This is a genomic window from Rhodococcus sp. 2H158 (assembly GCF_053764755.1).
Genome location: NZ_JBSNCE010000001.1, coordinates 45,322 through 62,743, shown reverse-complemented (window position 1 = coordinate 62,743; position 17,422 = coordinate 45,322). Strand labels below are relative to the sequence as shown.

At 71.7% G+C, this 17,422-nt stretch carries 15 protein-coding genes; 1 reads left to right on the top strand and 14 read right to left on the bottom strand.

Going from position 1 to position 17,422, the window contains the following annotated elements; translation table 11 throughout:
- Window positions 1-20: 20 nt before the first annotated feature.
- The 4 genes from ACWPOB_RS00300 to ACWPOB_RS00285 are packed head-to-tail and all read right to left on the bottom strand — an operon-like array spanning window position 21 to window position 4,463.
- Window positions 21-698, bottom strand: a complete 678-nt coding sequence (locus tag ACWPOB_RS00300; RefSeq protein WP_455399516.1) for an SRPBCC family protein — start codon at window positions 696-698, stop codon at window positions 21-23.
- 20 nt (window positions 699-718) lie between these two features.
- Window positions 719-1,576, bottom strand: coding sequence for an FAD binding domain-containing protein (locus ACWPOB_RS00295; protein WP_455399515.1), 858 nt, complete (start codon window positions 1,574-1,576; stop codon window positions 719-721).
- The gene (locus tag ACWPOB_RS00290; RefSeq protein WP_100057940.1) at window positions 1,573-3,960 is read right to left on the bottom strand and encodes a xanthine dehydrogenase family protein molybdopterin-binding subunit; all 2,388 of its coding nucleotides are present in this window, start codon (window positions 3,958-3,960) and stop codon (window positions 1,573-1,575) included. The genes ACWPOB_RS00295 and ACWPOB_RS00290 overlap by 4 nt, the downstream gene beginning before the upstream one ends.
- The gene (locus ACWPOB_RS00285; RefSeq protein WP_006944121.1) at window positions 3,957-4,463 is read right to left on the bottom strand and encodes a (2Fe-2S)-binding protein; all 507 of its coding nucleotides are present in this window, start codon (window positions 4,461-4,463) and stop codon (window positions 3,957-3,959) included. Before ACWPOB_RS00285 ends, ACWPOB_RS00290 begins: the two co-directional genes overlap by 4 nt.
- A 203-nt stretch (window positions 4,464-4,666) precedes the next feature.
- Here ACWPOB_RS00285 and ACWPOB_RS00280 point away from each other — a divergent pair, with 203 nt between their 5' ends.
- The gene (locus tag ACWPOB_RS00280) at window positions 4,667-6,133 is read left to right on the top strand and encodes an aminotransferase class I/II-fold pyridoxal phosphate-dependent enzyme (RefSeq protein ID WP_455399514.1); all 1,467 of its coding nucleotides are present in this window, start codon (window positions 4,667-4,669) and stop codon (window positions 6,131-6,133) included.
- A gap of 22 nt (window positions 6,134-6,155) precedes the next feature.
- Here the strand turns inward: ACWPOB_RS00280 and ACWPOB_RS00275 are convergent, their stop codons facing one another.
- From ACWPOB_RS00275 to ACWPOB_RS00230, 10 genes are all read right to left on the bottom strand, one after another.
- The gene (locus ACWPOB_RS00275; protein WP_455399513.1) at window positions 6,156-7,295 is read right to left on the bottom strand and encodes an XdhC family protein; all 1,140 of its coding nucleotides are present in this window, start codon (window positions 7,293-7,295) and stop codon (window positions 6,156-6,158) included.
- Window positions 7,288-8,403 (bottom strand): vWA domain-containing protein, encoded by a 1,116-nt coding sequence (locus tag ACWPOB_RS00270; RefSeq protein WP_455399512.1) that lies wholly within the window; start codon window positions 8,401-8,403, stop codon window positions 7,288-7,290. The genes ACWPOB_RS00275 and ACWPOB_RS00270 overlap by 8 nt, the downstream gene beginning before the upstream one ends.
- Before the next feature lie 8 nt (window positions 8,404-8,411).
- A complete protein-coding gene (locus ACWPOB_RS00265; RefSeq protein WP_100057199.1) occupies window positions 8,412-9,302 on the bottom strand; it encodes an AAA family ATPase in 891 nt (296 codons plus the stop codon).
- 9 nt (window positions 9,303-9,311) lie between these two features.
- On the bottom strand, window positions 9,312-10,082 hold the full coding sequence (locus ACWPOB_RS00260) for an alpha/beta fold hydrolase (protein ID WP_455399511.1): 771 nt from the start codon (window positions 10,080-10,082) through the stop codon (window positions 9,312-9,314).
- Window positions 10,079-11,134: an isopenicillin N synthase family dioxygenase gene (locus tag ACWPOB_RS00255; RefSeq protein ID WP_455399510.1), complete on the bottom strand. Its 1,056-nt coding sequence runs from the start codon at window positions 11,132-11,134 to the stop codon at window positions 10,079-10,081. The genes ACWPOB_RS00260 and ACWPOB_RS00255 overlap by 4 nt, the downstream gene beginning before the upstream one ends.
- Window positions 11,115-12,497, bottom strand: coding sequence for a uracil-xanthine permease family protein (locus ACWPOB_RS00250; RefSeq protein WP_455399509.1), 1,383 nt, complete (start codon window positions 12,495-12,497; stop codon window positions 11,115-11,117). The genes ACWPOB_RS00255 and ACWPOB_RS00250 overlap by 20 nt, the downstream gene beginning before the upstream one ends.
- 174 nt (window positions 12,498-12,671) lie before the next feature.
- Window positions 12,672-13,640: an allantoicase gene (alc, locus tag ACWPOB_RS00245; protein ID WP_455399508.1), complete on the bottom strand. Its 969-nt coding sequence runs from the start codon at window positions 13,638-13,640 to the stop codon at window positions 12,672-12,674.
- Complete coding sequence (gene allB, locus ACWPOB_RS00240; protein WP_455399507.1) at window positions 13,637-14,971, bottom strand: allantoinase AllB; 1,335 nt, start codon at window positions 14,969-14,971, stop codon at window positions 13,637-13,639. Before allB ends, alc begins: the two co-directional genes overlap by 4 nt.
- Complete coding sequence (locus tag ACWPOB_RS00235; RefSeq protein WP_455399506.1) at window positions 14,968-16,236, bottom strand: DUF6986 family protein; 1,269 nt, start codon at window positions 16,234-16,236, stop codon at window positions 14,968-14,970. Before ACWPOB_RS00235 ends, allB begins: the two co-directional genes overlap by 4 nt.
- 196 nt (window positions 16,237-16,432) lie before the next feature.
- Window positions 16,433-17,419 carry an ROK family glucokinase gene (locus ACWPOB_RS00230; RefSeq protein ID WP_455399505.1) on the bottom strand — a complete coding sequence of 329 codons (987 nt, stop codon included), beginning with the start codon at window positions 17,417-17,419 and terminating at the stop codon, window positions 16,433-16,435.
- Window positions 17,420-17,422: the final 3 nt, after the last annotated feature.

Here is a 17,422-nt window from a genome sequence, read left to right as displayed (position 1 = left end):
GAGGGGGCGAACAGGCGGGCTCAGGGATGGCGGCGCCGCAGCAGCAGGTAGACGATCAGGGCCACCAGCGCCGACACGGCCACTGCCGGGCCGACGCGCTTTAGCACGGACCCGCGGGCGTACTGCATCAGATCCAGCGGCGCGGCCTCGGTGGGCTGTGGTGCCGCCGTCACCGGCACGGCCGGGGTCACCTCCGGGGCCCCGCCCGCCGGGGGTGGGGGCGCGGCGGCCTCCGGCGTCGGCACCGGGGCGGGCGGGCCACCGAGCTTGTCCGCCAGGCACGCCGTGAACTGCTCGATGATCTTGCCGCCGACGTCGGAGATCATGCCCCGCCCGAACTGAGCGGGCTTGCCGGTGATGGACAGGTCGGTCACGACGGTGCCCTCGGTGCGGTCGCCGTCGCCGGTGAGGGTGATCGTGAACGTCGCGTTCACGGTGCCGTTGCCGCGCGAGTCCTTCGCGGCGGCCTCCATGACCGCGCGGCCGGCCTGCTCGTCGGTCTCGACGAACTTCCCGGTGCCCTTGTACAGCAGCTGTACCGGTCCCATCTTGATCTTCACCGTGCCGGTGAAGGTGTTGCCGTCGACGCCGGTGAGGGTGGCGCCGGGCATGCAGGGTGCCACCTTCTCGGGGTCGAGCAGTGCCGTCCACACCTCGTCGATGGGTGCCGGCACGGACATGTGGTGTTCGAGTTGCATCGTTCGTCTCCAGTGCTTGCTCAGGCGACGTCCGCTGCCGTCGCCACAGCACGGCGCGTGAGCACCCGGGCGAGCTGGCGGCGGTAGTCGGCGTCGGCGTTGCCGTCGCTGATGGGGGAGGTGCCCTCGGTGGCCTGCTCGGCGGCGGCACGGACGGTGTCCGCCGTCGCGGGCTGCCCGACGAGGGCCTGCTCGACGGCGTGCGCCCGCACGGGCACGGCCGCCATGTTCGTCAGCGCCACCCGGGCCTGACGGATCGTGCCGCCGTCCGTCTGCACGGTGGCGGCGACCGCGACGATCGACCAGGCGTGGGCCACCCGGTTGAACTTCTCGTACCGCGCCGCCCATCCCGTGAGCTTGGGGATCCGCACCTCGACGAGGATCTCCTCGGGCTGCAGGGTGGTGGTGAAGTAGTCGTCGAAGAACTCCGCGACGGGGATGCTGCGCCGCCCCGACGGTCCGGCCGCGACGAGGGTCGCCTCGAGGGCGAGCACCGGCGCGCCGAGATCCCCGGCCGGATCGGCGTGGGCCAGGGCCCCACCGAGGGTGCCGCGGTGCCGGATCTGTGGGTCGGCCACCGTGCTCGTGGCTTCGGCGAGCAGCCGTGCGTGTTCGCGCACGAGCGGATCGTGGATCACGTCGTGGTGGGTGGTCATCGCGCCGATCACGAGGTCGCCGCCGTCCTCGCGCACACCCCGCAAGTCGGGGACGCGGCCGAGGTCGACGATGGTGGTGGGGGCGGCCAGCCGCAGCCGCAGCACCGGCATCAGGCTCTGCCCGCCGGCGATGATCTTGGCATCCTCCCCGGCCGCGGCGAGCGCGGCGACGGCCTCGTCGATGGTGGTGGGCGCGACGTAGTCGAACGTCGACGGAATCATCGGGCGCCTCCCTGAGCCGATTGCCGAGCTGATTCGACGGCGTGCCACACCCGCATCGGGGTGCACGGCATCTCGATGTCCCGCACGCCGAGGTGGCGCACGGCGTCGAGGACGGCGTTGACCACCGCCGGCGTGGAGGCGATCGTGCCGGACTCGCCGACCCCCTTGACGCCCAGCGGGTTTCCGGTCGCGGGGGTCTCGGTGCGGTCGGTGGTGAACGTCGGCAGGTCCGCGGCCGACGGCAGCAGGTACTCGGCGAACGAACCGCTGAGCAGGGTGCCGGACTCGTCGTGGACGGCCTCCTCGTACAGGGCCTGCGCGATGCCCTGCGCGAGGCCGCCGTGCACCTGCCCCTCCACGATGAGCGGGTTGACGACGTGCCCGACGTCGTCGACGCACACGTACGAGCGGATGCGCACCTGCCCGGTCTCGGTGTCCACCTCGGCGGCGCACAGGTGCGTGCCGTGCGGGAACGAAAAGTTGTCCGGGTCGTAGGTGGCCTCGGAATCCAGGTTCGGCTCGATGCCCTCGGGCAGGTCGGCCGCGGTGAACACCGCGAGCGCGATGTCGCTCATGCCCACGGCCTTCTCGGTACCCCGGACCCGGAACCGGCCCTCGGTGAACTCGAGGTCGTCCTCCGAGCACTCCATCATGTGCGCCGCGATCGGGCGGGCCTTCGCGATCACCTTCTCCGCGGCCTTGACCACGGCCATACCGCCGACGGCGAGGGACCGGGATCCGTAGGTGTCCAACCCCTTCGGGGAGGTCTGCGTGTCGCCGTGCAGCACCTCGATGTCCTCGAACGGCACTCCGAGCCGGTCGGCGACGATCTGGCTCCACGCCGTCTCGTGGCCCTGACCGTGCGACGACGAACCGGTGACCACCTCCACCCGGCCGGTGGGCAGCATGCGGATCGCGGCGTGCTCCCAGCCGCCCGCCCCGTAGTTGAGCGAGCCGAGTACCCGCGACGGCGCCAGGCCGCACATCTCGGTGAAGGTCGACACCCCGATGCCGAGCTGGACCGGGTCCTGCCGGCGGCGGCGTTCCTCCTGCTCGCGGCGTAACTCGTCGTACCGGAACAGATCGCGGGCCTTCGCGGTGGCCGCCTCGTAGTTGCCCGAGTCGTACGTCAGGCCCGCGACGGTGTCGAACGGGAACTCCTCGTGCCGGATCCAGTTCTTGGCGCGCAGCTCGAGCGGATCCATCGACAGCTCGGTGGCGAGCTCGTCCATGATCCGTTCGATCCCGAACGTCGCCTCCGGCCGGCCCGCCCCGCGGTAGGCGTCGGTGGGCACCTTGTTGGTGAACACGTTGGTGCACGAGAAGTGGTAGGCGCCGAACTTGTAGATGCCGTTGAACATGAACGCGCCCAGGATCGGCACGCCCGGGGTGACGAGCCTCAGGTAGGCGCCCATGTCGGCGAGCAGCTCGACCTTCAGGCCGACGACGGTGCCGTCGCGGCGCGCGGCGAGAGTGAGCTTCTGGATCTGGTCGCGGCCGTGATGCGCCGCGACCATCGATTCACTGCGGGTCTCGGTGTACTTGACCGGTTTCCCGAGCCGGCGCGCGACGAGCAGTGCGAGCAGTTCCTCCGGGGTCACCTGCAGCTTGCCGCCGAAACCACCGCCGACGTCCGGTGCGATCACCCGCAGCTTGTGCTCGGGGATGCCCAGCGTCATCGCCAGCATGATCTTGAGGATGTGCGGGATCTGCGTGGCCGACCACACGGTGATCTGCGGCCCGGTCGGGTCGACGACGACGGAGCGCGGTTCCATGAACGCCGGGATGAGCCGCTGCTGCCGGAACGTGCGCTCGACGACGACCTCGGCGTCGCGGATGGCCTGCTCGACGTCGCCGCCGGTGCCGGCCTCGGCGGAGTCGAACGTCCAGGTGGCGCTGACGTTGGTGCCGAGGTCCGGGTGCACGAGGTCGGCGCCGTCGCGGGCGGCGGTCGCCAGGTCGAGGACCACGGGCAGCTCGTCGTAGTCCACGTCGATCGCCTCGAGGGCGTCGTGGGCCTCGTAGGCGCTGCGCGCGACGACGAGGGCGACGGCCTCCCCGGCGAAGTTGACCGTGTCGACGGCGAGGGACGGCGCGGGCGGGATCTTCATGTCGGGGGTGATCACCCACGCGCACGGCAGGCTGCCCTGTTCCGGCGAGGCGTCCGCGCCGGTGAGCACCGCCACCACGCCGGGCCTCTGCCGTGCTTCCGACGTGTCGATCGAGGTGATGCGGGCGTGGGCGAACGGGCTGCGCAGGATCGCCATGTGCAGCATCCCGGGGAGGACGAGGTTGTCGGTCCAGCGGGTGCGCCCGGTGACGAGGTGCTCGTCCTCCTTGCGTCGCCGCGCCTGGCCGATCTCGGGTTCGACGGTGTTGGTCATCGCCCGCCTCCTGCCGTCGTGTTGTCCGTCTGCAGTTCGGCGGCCCGGGCCTTCTGCGCCGCGTCCAGCGCCGCCCGCACGATGTTCTGGTAGCCGGTGCAGCGGCACAGGTTGCCCTCGAGACCCAGCCGCACCTCGTGCTCGTCGGGATCGGGGTTCTCCTCGAGCAGGTCGATCGTCGACATGATCATGCCGGGCGTGCAGTAGCCGCACTGCAGTGCGTGGTTGTCGTGGAATGCCTGCTGGACGGGGTGCAGCACGCCGTCGCGGGACAGGCCTTCGACGGTCGTGACCTCCGCACCGTCGGCCTGCACGGCGAGCACCGAGCAGGATTTGACGCTGCGGCCGTCGAGGTGCACGGTGCAGGCACCGCAGTTGCTGGTGTCGCAGCCCACCACGGTGCCGACCTTGCCGAGCCGGTCGCGCAGGTAGTGCACGAGCAGCAGCCTCGGTTCCACCTCGTCCGTGTAGGTCGTCCCGTCGACGGTGACAGTGATGCGCATCGGGCCTCCAATGCCGGGAACATCCGGGATCCAAGATCGTCGAGAAGTGTTCACTGACACTGTGCTCCAACGATGACCACCGAATACGCCGATTCGCCGAATCGGTGGCGGAACAACCTGGTTCCCGCATTTGTGGCGGTGGGGGCGGGGGAATTCGACCCGCGGCGGGCGTTGCCGGTCCGCATGCGGGGTACCCCTCGGGCATGGATCAGTCCGAAACCCCCCTGCTGGATGCATTGGATCAGTACCACCGGCTCGACCGTTACGGCTTCTCCCCGCCCGGCCACCGCCAAGGCCGCGGTGCCGACCCGCGGGTGAAGAAGGTCCTCGGGCTCGACACGTTCCGCTCGGACGTGCTCGCCTCGGGCGGCCTCGACGACCGCAGATCGAGCAACGGCTACCTGTCGCGGGCCGAGCAGCTCATGGCCGAGGCGGTCGGAGCGGAGCAGGCGTTCTTCTCCACGTGCGGCAGCTCCCTGTCGGTGAAGGCCGCGATGATGGCGGTGGCGGGCAACGATCCGGGGGGACTGCTCGTCGGCCGGGACTCGCACAAGTCGATCGTCGCCGGGCTGGTCTTCAGCGGCGTCACGCCCCGTTGGATCACCCCCCGATGGGACGAGGAGATGCACTTCTCTCATCCGCCGTCGCCGGACCAGGTGCGCGCGACGTGGGAGAAGTACCCGGATGCTGCCGGCGCGCTGATCGTCAGCCCGAGCCCCTACGGCACGTGCGCGGACCTCGAGGGCATCGCGAAGGTCTGCCACGAGCGGGGCAAGCCCCTCATCGTCGACGAGGCGTGGGGCGCGCACCTGCCGTTCCACGACGACCTGCCCACCTGGGCCATGGACGCCGGCGCCGACATCTGCGTGGTCAGCGTTCACAAGATGGGTGCCGGATTCGAGCAAGGGTCGGTGTACCACCTACAAGGCGACCTGGTGGACGGGGCGCACCTGTCTGCCTGTGCCGACCTGCTGATGACCACGAGCCCGAACGTGATGATCTACTCGGCCATCGACGGGTGGCGCCGGCAGATGGTCGAGCACGGCGCCGAGTTGCTCGGTGACGCACTGCAGCTGGCTCGGCGTACCCGCGACCGGATCGCCGCGATCGACGGTCCGACCGTCCTCGAGGACCGGTTGCTCGGCGAGGAGGCCTCGCACGATCTCGATCGGCTGCAGATCCTCCTGGACGTGAGCGAACTCGGCGTCTCCGGCTATCAGTGCAGCGACTGGCTGCGCGAGCACTGCCGGCTCGACCTCGGCATGACCGATCACCGGCGTATCCTGGCCACCCTCTCCATGGCGGACGACGACGCCACCACGGACCGGCTCGTCGCGGCGCTCGAGTCGCTGTCGCGGGCCGCGGAGTCGTTCGATCCGCCGCCGAGGATGTATCTGCCGAGCCCCGGCGAGCTGCAGCTCGACTCGGTGATGTCGCCGCGCGACGCGTTCTTCGGCAGGGCGGAGATGGTCGACGCGGGCCGGGCCGCCGGGCGCATCGCGGCCGAGCAGATCACCCCCTATCCGCCGGGCATTCCCGCCGTCGTGCCGGGTGAGCGGCTCGACGACGCCGTCGTCGACTACCTGCGCAGCGGCGTGAACGCCGGGATGGTGATTCCTGACGCGACCGACGCCTCGCTCGAGAAGTTCCGGGTCGTCGTCGAGGGCTGAGCGCGGCCGCCCCGGGCAGCTCCTACTGCCCGGGGACCGCGCTGTCCTCATGGGTGTGGATCGGGCCCTCGGTGCGGGCGAGGTGTTCGCCCCGGCCACCCCATTTCAGCGCGATGATCTCCGCCGCGATCGACACCGCGGTCTCCTCCGGTGTGCGCGCCCCCAGATCCAGGCCGATCGGGGAGCACAGCCGCGCCAGCTCGTCCTCCGTCATCCCCGCTTCGCGCAGGCGCGCCAACCGGTCCTCGTGCGTCCGTCGCGACCCCATGGCACCGACGTAGGCCAGGTCGAGCCGCAACGCCACCTCGAGCAGCGGCACGTCGAACTTCGGGTCGTGGGTGAGCACCGTGACGACCGTGCGCGAGTCGACGCGCCCCGCGGCCGCCTCGGCCGCGAGGTAGCGGTGCGGCCAGTCCACGACCACCTCGTCGGCGGCCGGGAACCGCGCGGCGGTGGTGAACACGCCCCGCGCGTCGCACACCGTCACGCGGTAGCCGAGGAACGAGCCGAGTTGCGCCATGGCGGCCGCGAAGTCGATGGCGCCGAACACCAGCAACCGCGGCGGCGGCTGGAACGAGTGGACGAACACCGACATGCCCTCGCCGCGGCGCTGCCCGTCCGGTCCGTAGTGCAGCGTCGCGGTCCGGCCCGCGGCGAGCAGGCCCCGCGTGTCGTCGGCGACAGCGTCGTCCGTCCGCGCCGACCCCAGCGCCCCGTGCGCGCGATCCGGCCACACCGCCATGCGACGACCCACCCACGCCGGATCGGGATGCTCGGTGATGGTGGCGACCGCGACGGGCTCCCCGGCCCGCACCGACGTCACGACCTCGCCCAGCTCGGGGAATCCGGCGACGTCCACCCGTTCGACGAACACGTCGATGATGCCGCCGCACGTGAGGCCGACGGCGAAGGCGTCGTCGTCGGACACGCCGTACCGCTGCAACACGGGCACACCGTCCTCGATCACCTGCTGGGCGAGCTCGTACACGGCGCCCTCCACGCAACCGCCGGAGACGCTGCCGGTCACGGTGCCGTCGCCGGCGACGAGCATCGACGCGCCCGGTGCGCGCGGCGCGGAACGGAACGTCGAGACCACGGTTCCCAAGGCGACGGTGTCGCCGGCCCGGTAGCGACGGTCGAGTTCGTCGAGAACCTCACGCACGGTGGACCTCCTCCAGCAGTTCCTGCAGCGTCGCGAGGCTGTGCCCGGCGAGCAGACGGTCGAGATGCGGCAGGGCGGCCGCGATGCCGGACTGCACCGGCTCGTACCCGGCCGCTCCGGCGTGCGGGTTGACCCACAGCACGGCGCGGGCGAGGCGGCGCAGCTGGGCGAGCTGCTCGGCGAGCAGGCCGGGATCGCCGCGTTCCCAGCCGTCCGAGAAGATCACCACGACGGCACCGCGCGCGAGCCCACGACGGCCCCACCGGTCCAGGAACGCCCGCAGGGTCTCGCCGAGCCGGGTGCCGCCCGCCCAGTCGGGGACCGCCCGGCCCGCCGCGGCTAGGGCGAGTTCCGGGTCGCGGGCCCGCAGCGCGCGCGACAGCCGCGTCAGGCGTGTGCCGAGGGAGAACACCTCGGTGTGGGCGGGATCGGCGCGGGTCACCACGTGCGCGAACCGTAGCAGCGCGTCCGCGTAGGGGCTCATCGATCCGGAGATGTCGAGCAGCAGCACCACCCGGCGCGCACGGGTCGCCTTGCCGTGCCGGCTCGGCCGGACGGGCTCGCCCCCGGCCGCGAGCATCCGGCGCACCGTGCGGCGCGGGTCGATGCGGCCCCGGCGCGACGGTCGCAGCCGCATCGCCGGGCGGGTGGGCGGTCGTGGATGCAGCGTGGCGATCAGCTCGGCGAGGTGTGCCCGCTCGGCGTCGGACAGTTCCGCGATGTCGCGCCGGCGGAGCACGTCGGCGTCGTCCGCGGCGACCCGCAGTTCCGGACCCTCCCCGGCGGTCTCGTCACCACCCGCGGGTGTGAGTCCGGCGATGCGGGCCCGGCGCGGGGTGCGGGTCCGCGGCGACGTCACGCCGGGTGCCGTTCCACCGAACCAGCTTTCGAACGCGAGGTCGTAGCGGGGGATGTCGTCGGGGTCGTGGCACAGGGTGGCGCGCCCGGTCCAGTACACCTGCCGGCGGTCGCCGAGGTCGATCTCGCGCAGGGCGCGCACATACGCCTCGGCGGCGTCCGAGGCGACGGGCAGGCCGGCCGCGGCGAGGGCGCGGGTGAACCCGGCGATCCCGACGAGGGGACCACCGACGTCCGCGGCCGTCGTCATCGCGGGCCTCACCCCGTCAGGAGCCGGTCGAGCCCGGTGCGGACCACCCGGTCGAGGTCCTCCCGGTACTTCAGGACGGCGCCCAACGTCGCAGCCGCGGTCGTCGCGTCGAGCACGTCGCGGTCGAGTTCGCGCAGCGCTCGTGCCCAGTCCAGCGACTCGGCGACGCCGGGCGGCTTGAGCAGATCCATCCCGCGCATGGTCTGCACCGCGTGGGCGACCTGCTCCGCGAGGTGTTCGGCGATGCCCGGGATGCGGCGGCGCAGGATCTCCACCTCCCGCGCGAGGTCGGGATGTTCGAGCCAGTGGTACAGGCAGCGGCGTTTGAGGGCGTCGTGCACCTCGCGGGTGCGGTTGGAGGTGAGCACCACCAGCGGCGGCGTCTGTGCCCGCACCTGCCCGAGCTCGGGGATGGTGACGGCGTTCTCGTCCAGCACCTGCAGCAGGAACGCCTCGAACTCGTCGTCGGCCCGGTCGATCTCGTCGACGAGCAGCACGCACGGCGCGTCGGTGAGTGCCTGCAGCAGGGGCCGCGCCAGCAGGAAACGCTCGGTGTACAGCGAGCGTTCCGCCTCCTCGGCCTCCAGGTGGCCGCCGCTCGCGGCCTCGAGGGTGCGCAGGTGCAGCAACTGCCGGGGGAAGTCCCAGTCGTAGAGGGCCTGGGACGCATCGATGCCCTCGTGGCACTGCAACCGGATCAGCGGCAGGCCCAGCGCGTCGGCGAGGGCAATGGCCAGCGATGTCTTGCCGGTTCCGGGTTCCCCCTCGCAGAACAGCGGGCGGCCCATGCGCAGCGCCAGGAAGGCGACCGTCGCGAGGCCGTCGTCGGCGAGGTAGCCCGTCGTGTCCAGCGCCCGCGCCAGCTCCTCCGGTGAGCCGATCGTCGCCGATGCCGTCATGCTGCGAGCCTATGGCAGCGCCGCTGCCGTGGCGTCCTTTCGGAGCTCCGGAAGTCCGGAAAGGCACCATTGCCGAATGCCGTCCACCAGCTCGTCGCGGGCCGACAGCTGCGGCGCGTGATCGGTGTCCAGCGTCACCACCCGGGCTCCGGGTACGAGCCGCTGCATCTCGCGCTGGGCGACCAGCGGGACGGTGCGGTCGAGGGTGGCCTCGACGTACAGCCGGGGCACGGTCCCGAACCGCTCCGGTGTCCAGGCCGGCGCCATGAGGCGGGCCGTCTCGAGCTGCGGGACGAGCCGGCGCGCGGCGGCGACGGCGTCGGCCGGGGCGGCTTCGTGGAAGAACACCGTCGCCCCCGCTTCCGGGGGCACCACGGTGCCCCGTCCGTCGGCCGTGGGCCGCAGCCACCGCGAGATCCCGACCGGTGGTGCGAGACCGAGGGCGTCGCACAGCTGCCCGAACCCGGTGCCCGACGGCAGCATCATGCCCGCGACGTACACCACCCCGGCGATACGGTCGGGGAGCTGCTCCGCCACCTGGGTGACGACGATGCCGCCGCCCGAGTGCCCGACGAGGAACACCGGGCCGTCGAGCGTGGTGACGTGCGCGGCGACGTGGCCGGCGACGTCGTCGAGGGTGACGTCCGTCGCGCCCCACGTGCCGGCGCCCGGCAGATCCAGCGCGTGCGGGGTGAACCCCGCGGCGCGCAGCGGACCCAGCACGGTGTCCCACACCCAGGCCCCCGCCCAGGCCCCGTGCACCAGCACGACGTGTGTCACGGCAGGTCCCGCACGGCCGCGGCGAGCACGCGGGCCGCCTCACGGACGGCGGCGGTGTTGGCCCGGCCCTGCCGCGACCCGGCCAGCTTGGCCCTGATGTGCTCGCGCACGGTGATGGGCTCGTAGCACTCGTCGCCGGCGAACTCGGGGAGCGTGGCGATCACCGCGTCGACGTTGCCGTCGTGGAAGAACGCGGCCGAGCGGCGGCGCACGATGGTGCCGTCGACGATCGGCGGCTTGACGCGGTGCAGCGTCGACATCCAGCGGTCGCCCGTCAGCCGCGCCGTCAGGTCGCCGAGGTTGACGAGCAGGCCGCCCTCGATCGGGGCGACGTCGTGCCAGACGCCGTCACCGCCGAGTACCTGTAGTCCGGCGACGCGGTCGGCCCACAGCACGGTCACCAGACCGAAGTCGGTGTGCTCTCCCATGCCGGTGAGTTCGCCGTCGAGCCGGACGGTGCCATCGGGCAGGGCGTAGTTGTTCATCCGCAGCACGTCGATGGAGTGGTCGGTGAGCGCGTCGAAGAAGTCCGGGTCCCGGCCGAGGGCGGCGGCGAAGATGCGGGTGAGGGTGCGGGCCACCCGCGCGGCGTGTGCCCGGTAATTCTGCACCGCCGCCCGGAATCCGGGCACGTCCGGCCACACGTTGAGACCGTAGTCCTCCTCCGGCAGCGACAGTTCGGGGAACGAGCGTGCCTCGGTGCCGATGTTGAACGCCTCGAAGAAGTCGTTCATCCGCCCGGCGGATTCCACCCCGAGGCTCAGGCTCAGCGACTCGCTCTTCGGCGGACTGTAGCCGCGGTTGGCGCCGGCGACGCGGTAGCTGTTCTTCGTCTCGAGCGGGAGGGCGAAGAAGTCGTCGAGGGCGGTGGTGAAGTCGTCGAGGATCGTCCCGGGGATGCCGTGACCGAGGATCTGCACGAATCCGACGCGGCTGCAGGCCTCGTCCATCTGTTCGGCGATCCGGAGCCGGTCGGAGTCCCCGCCGCCGGTCACATACGGACCGATGTCGATCGTCGGGACCTCGAAGGGTTCACGCGTGGGCAGGGACAACGGATTCTCCTGTGATCTGGTCGCTTTCGGTGCCGGGAGTGCCGTCGGCGGGTCGCCGGGCCGCGGCGCCGAGCTTGGTGTGGTTGAACAGCAGGTTGAGCGAGAACGCGGTGATCGCCGCGAGGGTGATGCCACTGCCGAGCAGGATCTGCGCGGCGGACGGGAACTTGTCGAACATGCCCTCCGCGAGTTCGGGGACGAGGCCGATGCCCACGGCGACCGCGGCGATGGTGGTGTTGATCCGGTCGGAGAGGTCCACCTTGCGCAGGGTGTTGATGCCGACGACGGCGACGGTGGCGAACAGGATCAGGCCCACCCCGCCGACGACGGGCTTGGGCAGTGCGGCGACGACCGAGCCGACCTTGGGCAGCGCACCCAGCACGACGAGGATGACGCCGCTGGTGGCGGTGACGTAGCGGCTGTAGACGCGGGTGGTGGCGACGGCACCGACATTCTGCGTGAACACCGTGTCGACGAACGCGTTGAAGATGCCGCCGAAGATGCCGGACAGGCCGTCGCCGGCGAGGCCGCGGGCGATGTCGGATTTGGTGACGGGCTTGCCGGTGATCTCGCTGACGGCGAGCATGCTCGCCGTCGACTCGGCGAACACGACGGCCATCACGATGCTCATGGCGACGACGGCGGTGATCGGGAATTCGGGCCCACCGAAGTGGAAGGGAGTGGGCACACCGAGCCACGCGGAGCCGGAGACACCGCCGAGGTCGATCAGGCCCATCGGCAGCGCGGCGACGGTGCCCACGAGCAGGGCGATCAGCACGCCGAGCTGCGTCCAGATCCCGCGGCCGAGGCAGATGAAACCGATGGCGACGGCCATGACCGCCACGGCGAGAGCGATGTTCGCGGGATCGGCGAATGTGGGCGCGGTGGGGTCGGTGCCGACGATGAGCCCACCGGCGACACCGATGAGGGAGATGCCGACGACGGTGAGCACGGCGCCGGTCACGAGCGGCGGGAAGAACTTGATCACCTTCGCGAACGGCCACGCCAAGGCCAGGCCGACGATGCCACCGACGAGCATCGATCCGTACACCGCCTGCAGGCCGTACTCCTCGGCGATGAGGATCATCGGGGTCAGTCCGGCGAAGGTGGCGCCGCAGACGATGGGCAGCCGGACGCCGGCGAGTTTGCCGACGCCGAGGCTCTGGATGATCGTGATCAGGCCGGCGATCAGCAGGTCGGCATTGATCAGCATCGCGACGGTCTCGCGGTCGAGACCCACGGCGGCGCCGAATACCAGTGGGACGGTGATGCATCCGGTGTACATGATCAGGACGTGCTGGATGCCGAACGCCAACTGCCGCCCGAAGGGCAGTCGGGTGTCGACGGGATGGGCTGTTGCCATGGAGGGCTCCGTCCGGGACACAAGGCTGTATACGGTGGTGAATACAGTTCTAGCCCAGCGCCTTTACGGACGACGGCCACCATGTTTCGCGCAGGTAATCAATTTCTCACCGCGGGCGACTGACGTCGCCGGTGTGCCCTTTGGGCTGTTGCCGCCGCCCAAAGGACACACCGCCTACGTCAGCCGCCCGTGCACGCGCAGCCGGGCGATGCCCCCGTCGGGGTAGACGTCGAGCCGCACGTGCCGCAGCGGCACGGCCGCGTCGACGCGGAACCGGTGCCGGCAGTCGGGCAGCAGTGCCGTCCGAGGCACGAGCTCGACCCACGCGGATTTTTCGGAGAGCGCTGCGCCGTCCGGGATTCCGATCAGTCGTGCCCACCCGGGGGCGTTGCCGACGAAGTACGAGGTGTCGATTTCGACGTGGTCGACGTGGCCCTCGCCGGCCAGGCGCACCACCACATGGTCGTTGCCACCGTCGCGGCGGCGGGCGTTCTCCCAGCCCTCGCCCATGTGCCGCGCCCGGCCGGGGGCGATGATGTTGCGCGGGGACGAGTAGAAGCGGTTCGAGCAGTCCACCACGTCGGCACCGTGCTCGAGCGCGGCGAGGTCGATCGTCCCGGTGAGGAACGCCGGGTCGGGCCGGAGCTCGCCGTGCACCCGCAGCCGGGCCACGCCGCCGTCGGGGAAGATGTTGAGCCGCAGGTGTGTCCATCGGGATTCGCTGTCGACCGCGAAGGTGTTGGCGGTGTCCCCGGCGAGGGCCACCCTGTCGAGGATCGGCTGCCACGGCGCCGCGAGCAGCTGTTTCGGTGTCGGATACCCCTCCGTCTCGACGGCGTCCACCGATGCGAACGGCGGATAGTTGCCGGTGAACCATGCGGTGTCGATCACCACGCCGCGCACGACTCCGGGCACCCCGAGCCGGACGATCGCGAAGTCGTGGCCGGGTCCGCGGCGCCGCCGGGTCTCCCAACCGTCGTACACCTTGCCCTTGTGCCCGAAGTCCCCGGTATCGAAGGCCGGGGGTTCCGGGGTGACGAGATTCTCCCGCTGGGCGAACAGCTCGTCGTTGGCGTACACCACGGATCCGGCGAGGGTCCGGGACGCGAGGTCGGGCAGCTGCAGGAAATTGGGGTCGGTCACGGGTTCGTCCTCTCACGGTCGAGCAGGCGCCCGCGCGGCGTCCGGTCCACGGGGCGGCCGCCGAGCCACGTCCCGCGGACCACCCCGGCCAGCGCGGTCTCGGCATAGGGGGTGACGGCGTTGCGGTGGTGCAGGCGTTCGGGTAAGACGACGAACGCGTCGTCGGGGGCGAGGACGCAGAAGTCCGCCACGTTGCCGATCGCGATCTCGCCCCGGTCGGTCATGCCCACCAGGTCGCGGGGGCCCCGGGCCATCCATCGGGTCACCTCCGCCAGGGTGTGGCCGCGTCGCCTGGCCTGGGACCACACGATCGGCAGGCCGAGCTGCAGCGACGAGATGCCGCCCCACGCCTCGCCGAAGTCTCCGGTCGCGAACTTCTTCAGTTCCGGCACGCACGGCGAGTGATCCGAGACCACTGCGTCGATCGTGCCGTCGGCGAGGCCGCGCCACAGTCCTTCCCGGTTGCTCGCCTCGCGGATCGGCGGGCAGCACTTGAAATGAGTTGCACCGTCCAGGATCTCCTCGCTGAACAGCGACAGGTAGTGGGGGCACGTCTCGACGGTGACGGGCACCCTGTCGGCCTTGGCCTGCGCGATCAGTGGCAGGCTCCCGGCGTCGGACAGGTGCAGAATGTGGGTGCGGCAACCCGTTTCCCGGGCGCCCTCGATCACCTGTGCGACGGCCCGCGACTCCGCGGCCGGCGGACGCGACCGCAGGAAGCCGGCATACCGGCGGCCCGCGGCCGGCGGCTGGGCGTCGAGGGTGGGCCCGTCCTCGGCGTGGACGATGAGCAGGCCCCCGAAGCCCGCGATCGTGCGCATCGCGGCGAGCATCTGTTCCCGGTCGAGCGGCGGATACTCGTCGAGCCCGGAATGGGCGAGGAAGCACTTGAAGCCGTACACGCCCGCGTCCCAGAGCGGTTCGAGGCCGGCGAGGTTGCCCGGCACGGCGCCGCCCCAGAATCCGACGTCGACCGAGATCTGTTCGGCGGCAACCTTCTTCTTGACATCCAGCGCCGCGACGTCGACTGTGGCCGGCACGGAGTTGAGCGGCATGTCCACGACGGTGGTGACGCCGCCCGCGGCGGCTGCGCGGGTCGCGGTTGCGAAGCCTTCCCACTCGGTGCGGCCGGGGTCGTTGATGTGCACGTGCGTGTCGACCAGACCGGGCAGGAGGGCCTCGTCGTCGGCGAGGACGACCTCCTCGGCGCGCGCGGGGGCAGGGGCGTCGTAGGCCCCGATCGCGGCGATGCGCCCGTCCCGGAGGACGACCGAGCAGGCGTGTTCGCGGTCGCCGACGACGGCGCGTCGCGTGCGGATCACGGTGGTCATCCGGTGGGTCCTTTCTGGCCCGCGAGCTGCGCCAGCCGGTCCGGCGTGGTCTCCGCGCGGTCGCGGACCTCGGTCTCGGTGAGGGCTCCGCAGGCGAGGCCGCGGAGCAGGAACGTGGCCAGCGCGCGGGCCGTCGCGGGTTCGTCGAGATAGCCGGAGTCGCGACCCGGCGCCAGGTAGGCGGCGACGCGGGCCGCCGCGGTGGGGAACGAACGGCGGTAGAACGCGAACGTCGCGGCATAGCGGGTGGGCAGTTGCGCGGGGTGCAGGTCCCAGCCCTGGTAGAACCCGCGGCGCAGCGACCGCTCCACCAGCCGGGCGTGCAGGCCCCACGCGGTCCGGATCTGTTCGCGGGTGCCGACGGGGAGGCGGTTGGTCGACCCGTCGGACAGGGGTACGCCGGTGCCGGCGGCGGCCACCTGCATGGTGGCCTTGGCGTGGTCGGCGACGGGGTGGTCCATTGCCTGGTATTCGGCCGCGATGCCGCACGCGGCGGAGTAGTCGTAGGTACCGTAGTGCAGTCCCGCGCAACGGCCCGCGGCGGCGTGCAGCATCCGCGCCACCTGCGCGGTGCCGTCGGGACCGCAGATCGCCTGCGGGGTCTCGATCTGGATCTCGAACCTCAGGGGAACGTCGAGCCCGTGCGCACGCTCGAGGTGCTCGCACACGGTGACCATCGCGGAGACCTGCTCGGGTGCAGTCACCTTGGGCAGGGTGACGACGAAACCGTCCGGAGCGGAGTTCTTCTCGGCGAGGGCACCGACGAACGCGTCGAGAGTGCGGATCCCGCGACGGCGGGTGGCGGGCTCGAGGCACTTGATGCGCAGCCCCACGAATGGGGTGGCGGAAGGATTGCCGGCGAGAACGGTGGCGGCCCGAGCGACGTGGGCGTCCTCGTCGACGTCGCGGTGCGGGCCGGGCACGTCCGTCTGGGGGAAGCCGTCCTCGAAGTCGATGCGCAGATCCTCGATCGGCTCGGCGCCGAGCTTGGCCCGCACGAGCGGTAGGACCTGTTCGGCGAGCTCCGGTTCGATCCCCGTCACGGTGGCCAGGTCGCCGGGGCCGGAGCAGTTCTCGTCGAGCGCCCGGCGGGCCTGTGCACCCCACTCGGCGACGGTCGTCGCGTCGTACCGGTGGGCCGGCACGTACACGGTGTGCACGGGTTGCCGCGCCGGCGTCGTCCCGGGATAGGCGGCGGCGTACGCGGCGTCGACGGGCCCGAGCGTCGCGTCGAGCGAGGCGTGGAGCCGTTCGAGTCCGTCCACCGCTGCACACTCCCGTCGTCTGTATCCACGGCTGTATACGCGTGGCTCCGCCGACGGTAGTGGCGTCGTGTCATGCGAACGGTTAACCGCGGTAACGACGGTGTTACGCGGTGGCCCGCGTGCGGCGAGCGAATGTATCGCTCACCTCCTCAGTCCGAGTCGGTGATACATTCGCTCGCCCCACCCGGGCGGGTGCTCAGCCGATGGCCGAGAGATCGAGGCGCGTGGCCGACAGATCCGTGCGGCGCCGGGCCAGGTCCGCGGCGCCGACGATCCCGGCGTCGGGGCCGAGCTCGGCCAGGCGCACCGGGGCGGCCGGCCGGTGCCCGCGTCCGGTCAGCCGCTGGGCGAACGTGGCGACGGCGGGCCCGCGCAGCAGCTCCCCGGCCTCGCACACACCGCCGCCGAGGACGAACACGTCCGGGTCGAGGAACGCGGCGAGGTCGGCCATGCCGTGCCCGAGCCACGTGCCGATCGTGCGGAAGCACTCGAGGGCGGCGGCGTCGCCCTCGCGGGCGGCGGTGGTGACGTGGTGCCCGGTGATCTGCTCGGCGCGCCCGCCGGCCAGCTCGAGCAGCCGGCCGACGAGCGCGGGCGAGACGCTCGCGATCTCCTGCGCCTCCCGCACCAGGGCCCGCCCGCTGGCGTAACGCTCCCAGCAGCCGTGGTTCCCGCACCCGCAGCGACGGCCGTGCGGCTCTACGTTGAGATGGCCGAGTTCCGCGGCCAGCCCTGAGGATCCGCGGTGCAGGGCGCCGTCGATGATCAGCCCGCCGCCGATGCCGGTGCCGACGGTGAGCACGATCGCGGTGCGGGCACCCCGGCCGGCGCCGAAGCGTGCCTCGCCCCAGGCGGCGGCGTTGGCGTCGTTCTCGACGACGGTCGGCAGCCCGCACGCGGCCTCGACGGCCTCCCCGAGCGGTTCGTCGCGCCACGCCAGGTTGGGGGCGAACAGCACGGTACGGCGATCGGACGCGACGAATCCGGCGGCGCCGATGCCCACTGCGCACACGTCGTGCGCGGCGCGGAGTTCGCGGACCACGTCGGCGACGACATCCTCGGTGCGGGCGGGGTCGTCCGACGGGGTGGCGCGGCGGAGCCGGGCGTGCAGGGTGCCGTGTTCGTCGACCACGCCGGCGGCGACCTTGGTGCCGCCCACGTCGATTCCGATGGTCAGTGCCATGTC

Bases quoted from the DNA above. Each gene is read 5' to 3' on its own strand.
- ACWPOB_RS00230 (WP_455399505.1), bottom strand. From the start codon at position 17,419: ATGGCACTGACCATCGGAATCGACGTGGGCGGCACCAAGGTCGCCGCC.
- ACWPOB_RS00285 (WP_006944121.1), bottom strand. From the start codon at position 4,463: ATGCGCATCACTGTCACCGTCGACGGGACGACCTACACGGACGAGGTG.
- allB (WP_455399507.1), bottom strand. From the start codon at position 14,971: ATGACCACCGTGATCCGCACGCGACGCGCCGTCGTCGGCGACCGCGAA.
- ACWPOB_RS00250 (WP_455399509.1), bottom strand. From the start codon at position 12,497: ATGGCAACAGCCCATCCCGTCGACACCCGACTGCCCTTCGGGCGGCAG.
- ACWPOB_RS00290 (WP_100057940.1), bottom strand. From the start codon at position 3,960: ATGACCAACACCGTCGAACCCGAGATCGGCCAGGCGCGGCGACGCAAG.
- ACWPOB_RS00295 (WP_455399515.1), bottom strand. From the start codon at position 1,576: ATGATTCCGTCGACGTTCGACTACGTCGCGCCCACCACCATCGACGAG.
- ACWPOB_RS00280 (WP_455399514.1), top strand. From the start codon at position 4,667: ATGGATCAGTCCGAAACCCCCCTGCTGGATGCATTGGATCAGTACCAC.
- ACWPOB_RS00265 (WP_100057199.1), bottom strand. From the start codon at position 9,302: ATGACGGCATCGGCGACGATCGGCTCACCGGAGGAGCTGGCGCGGGCG.
- ACWPOB_RS00300 (WP_455399516.1), bottom strand. From the start codon at position 698: ATGCAACTCGAACACCACATGTCCGTGCCGGCACCCATCGACGAGGTG.
- ACWPOB_RS00270 (WP_455399512.1), bottom strand. From the start codon at position 8,403: ATGACGACGGCCGCGGACGTCGGTGGTCCCCTCGTCGGGATCGCCGGG.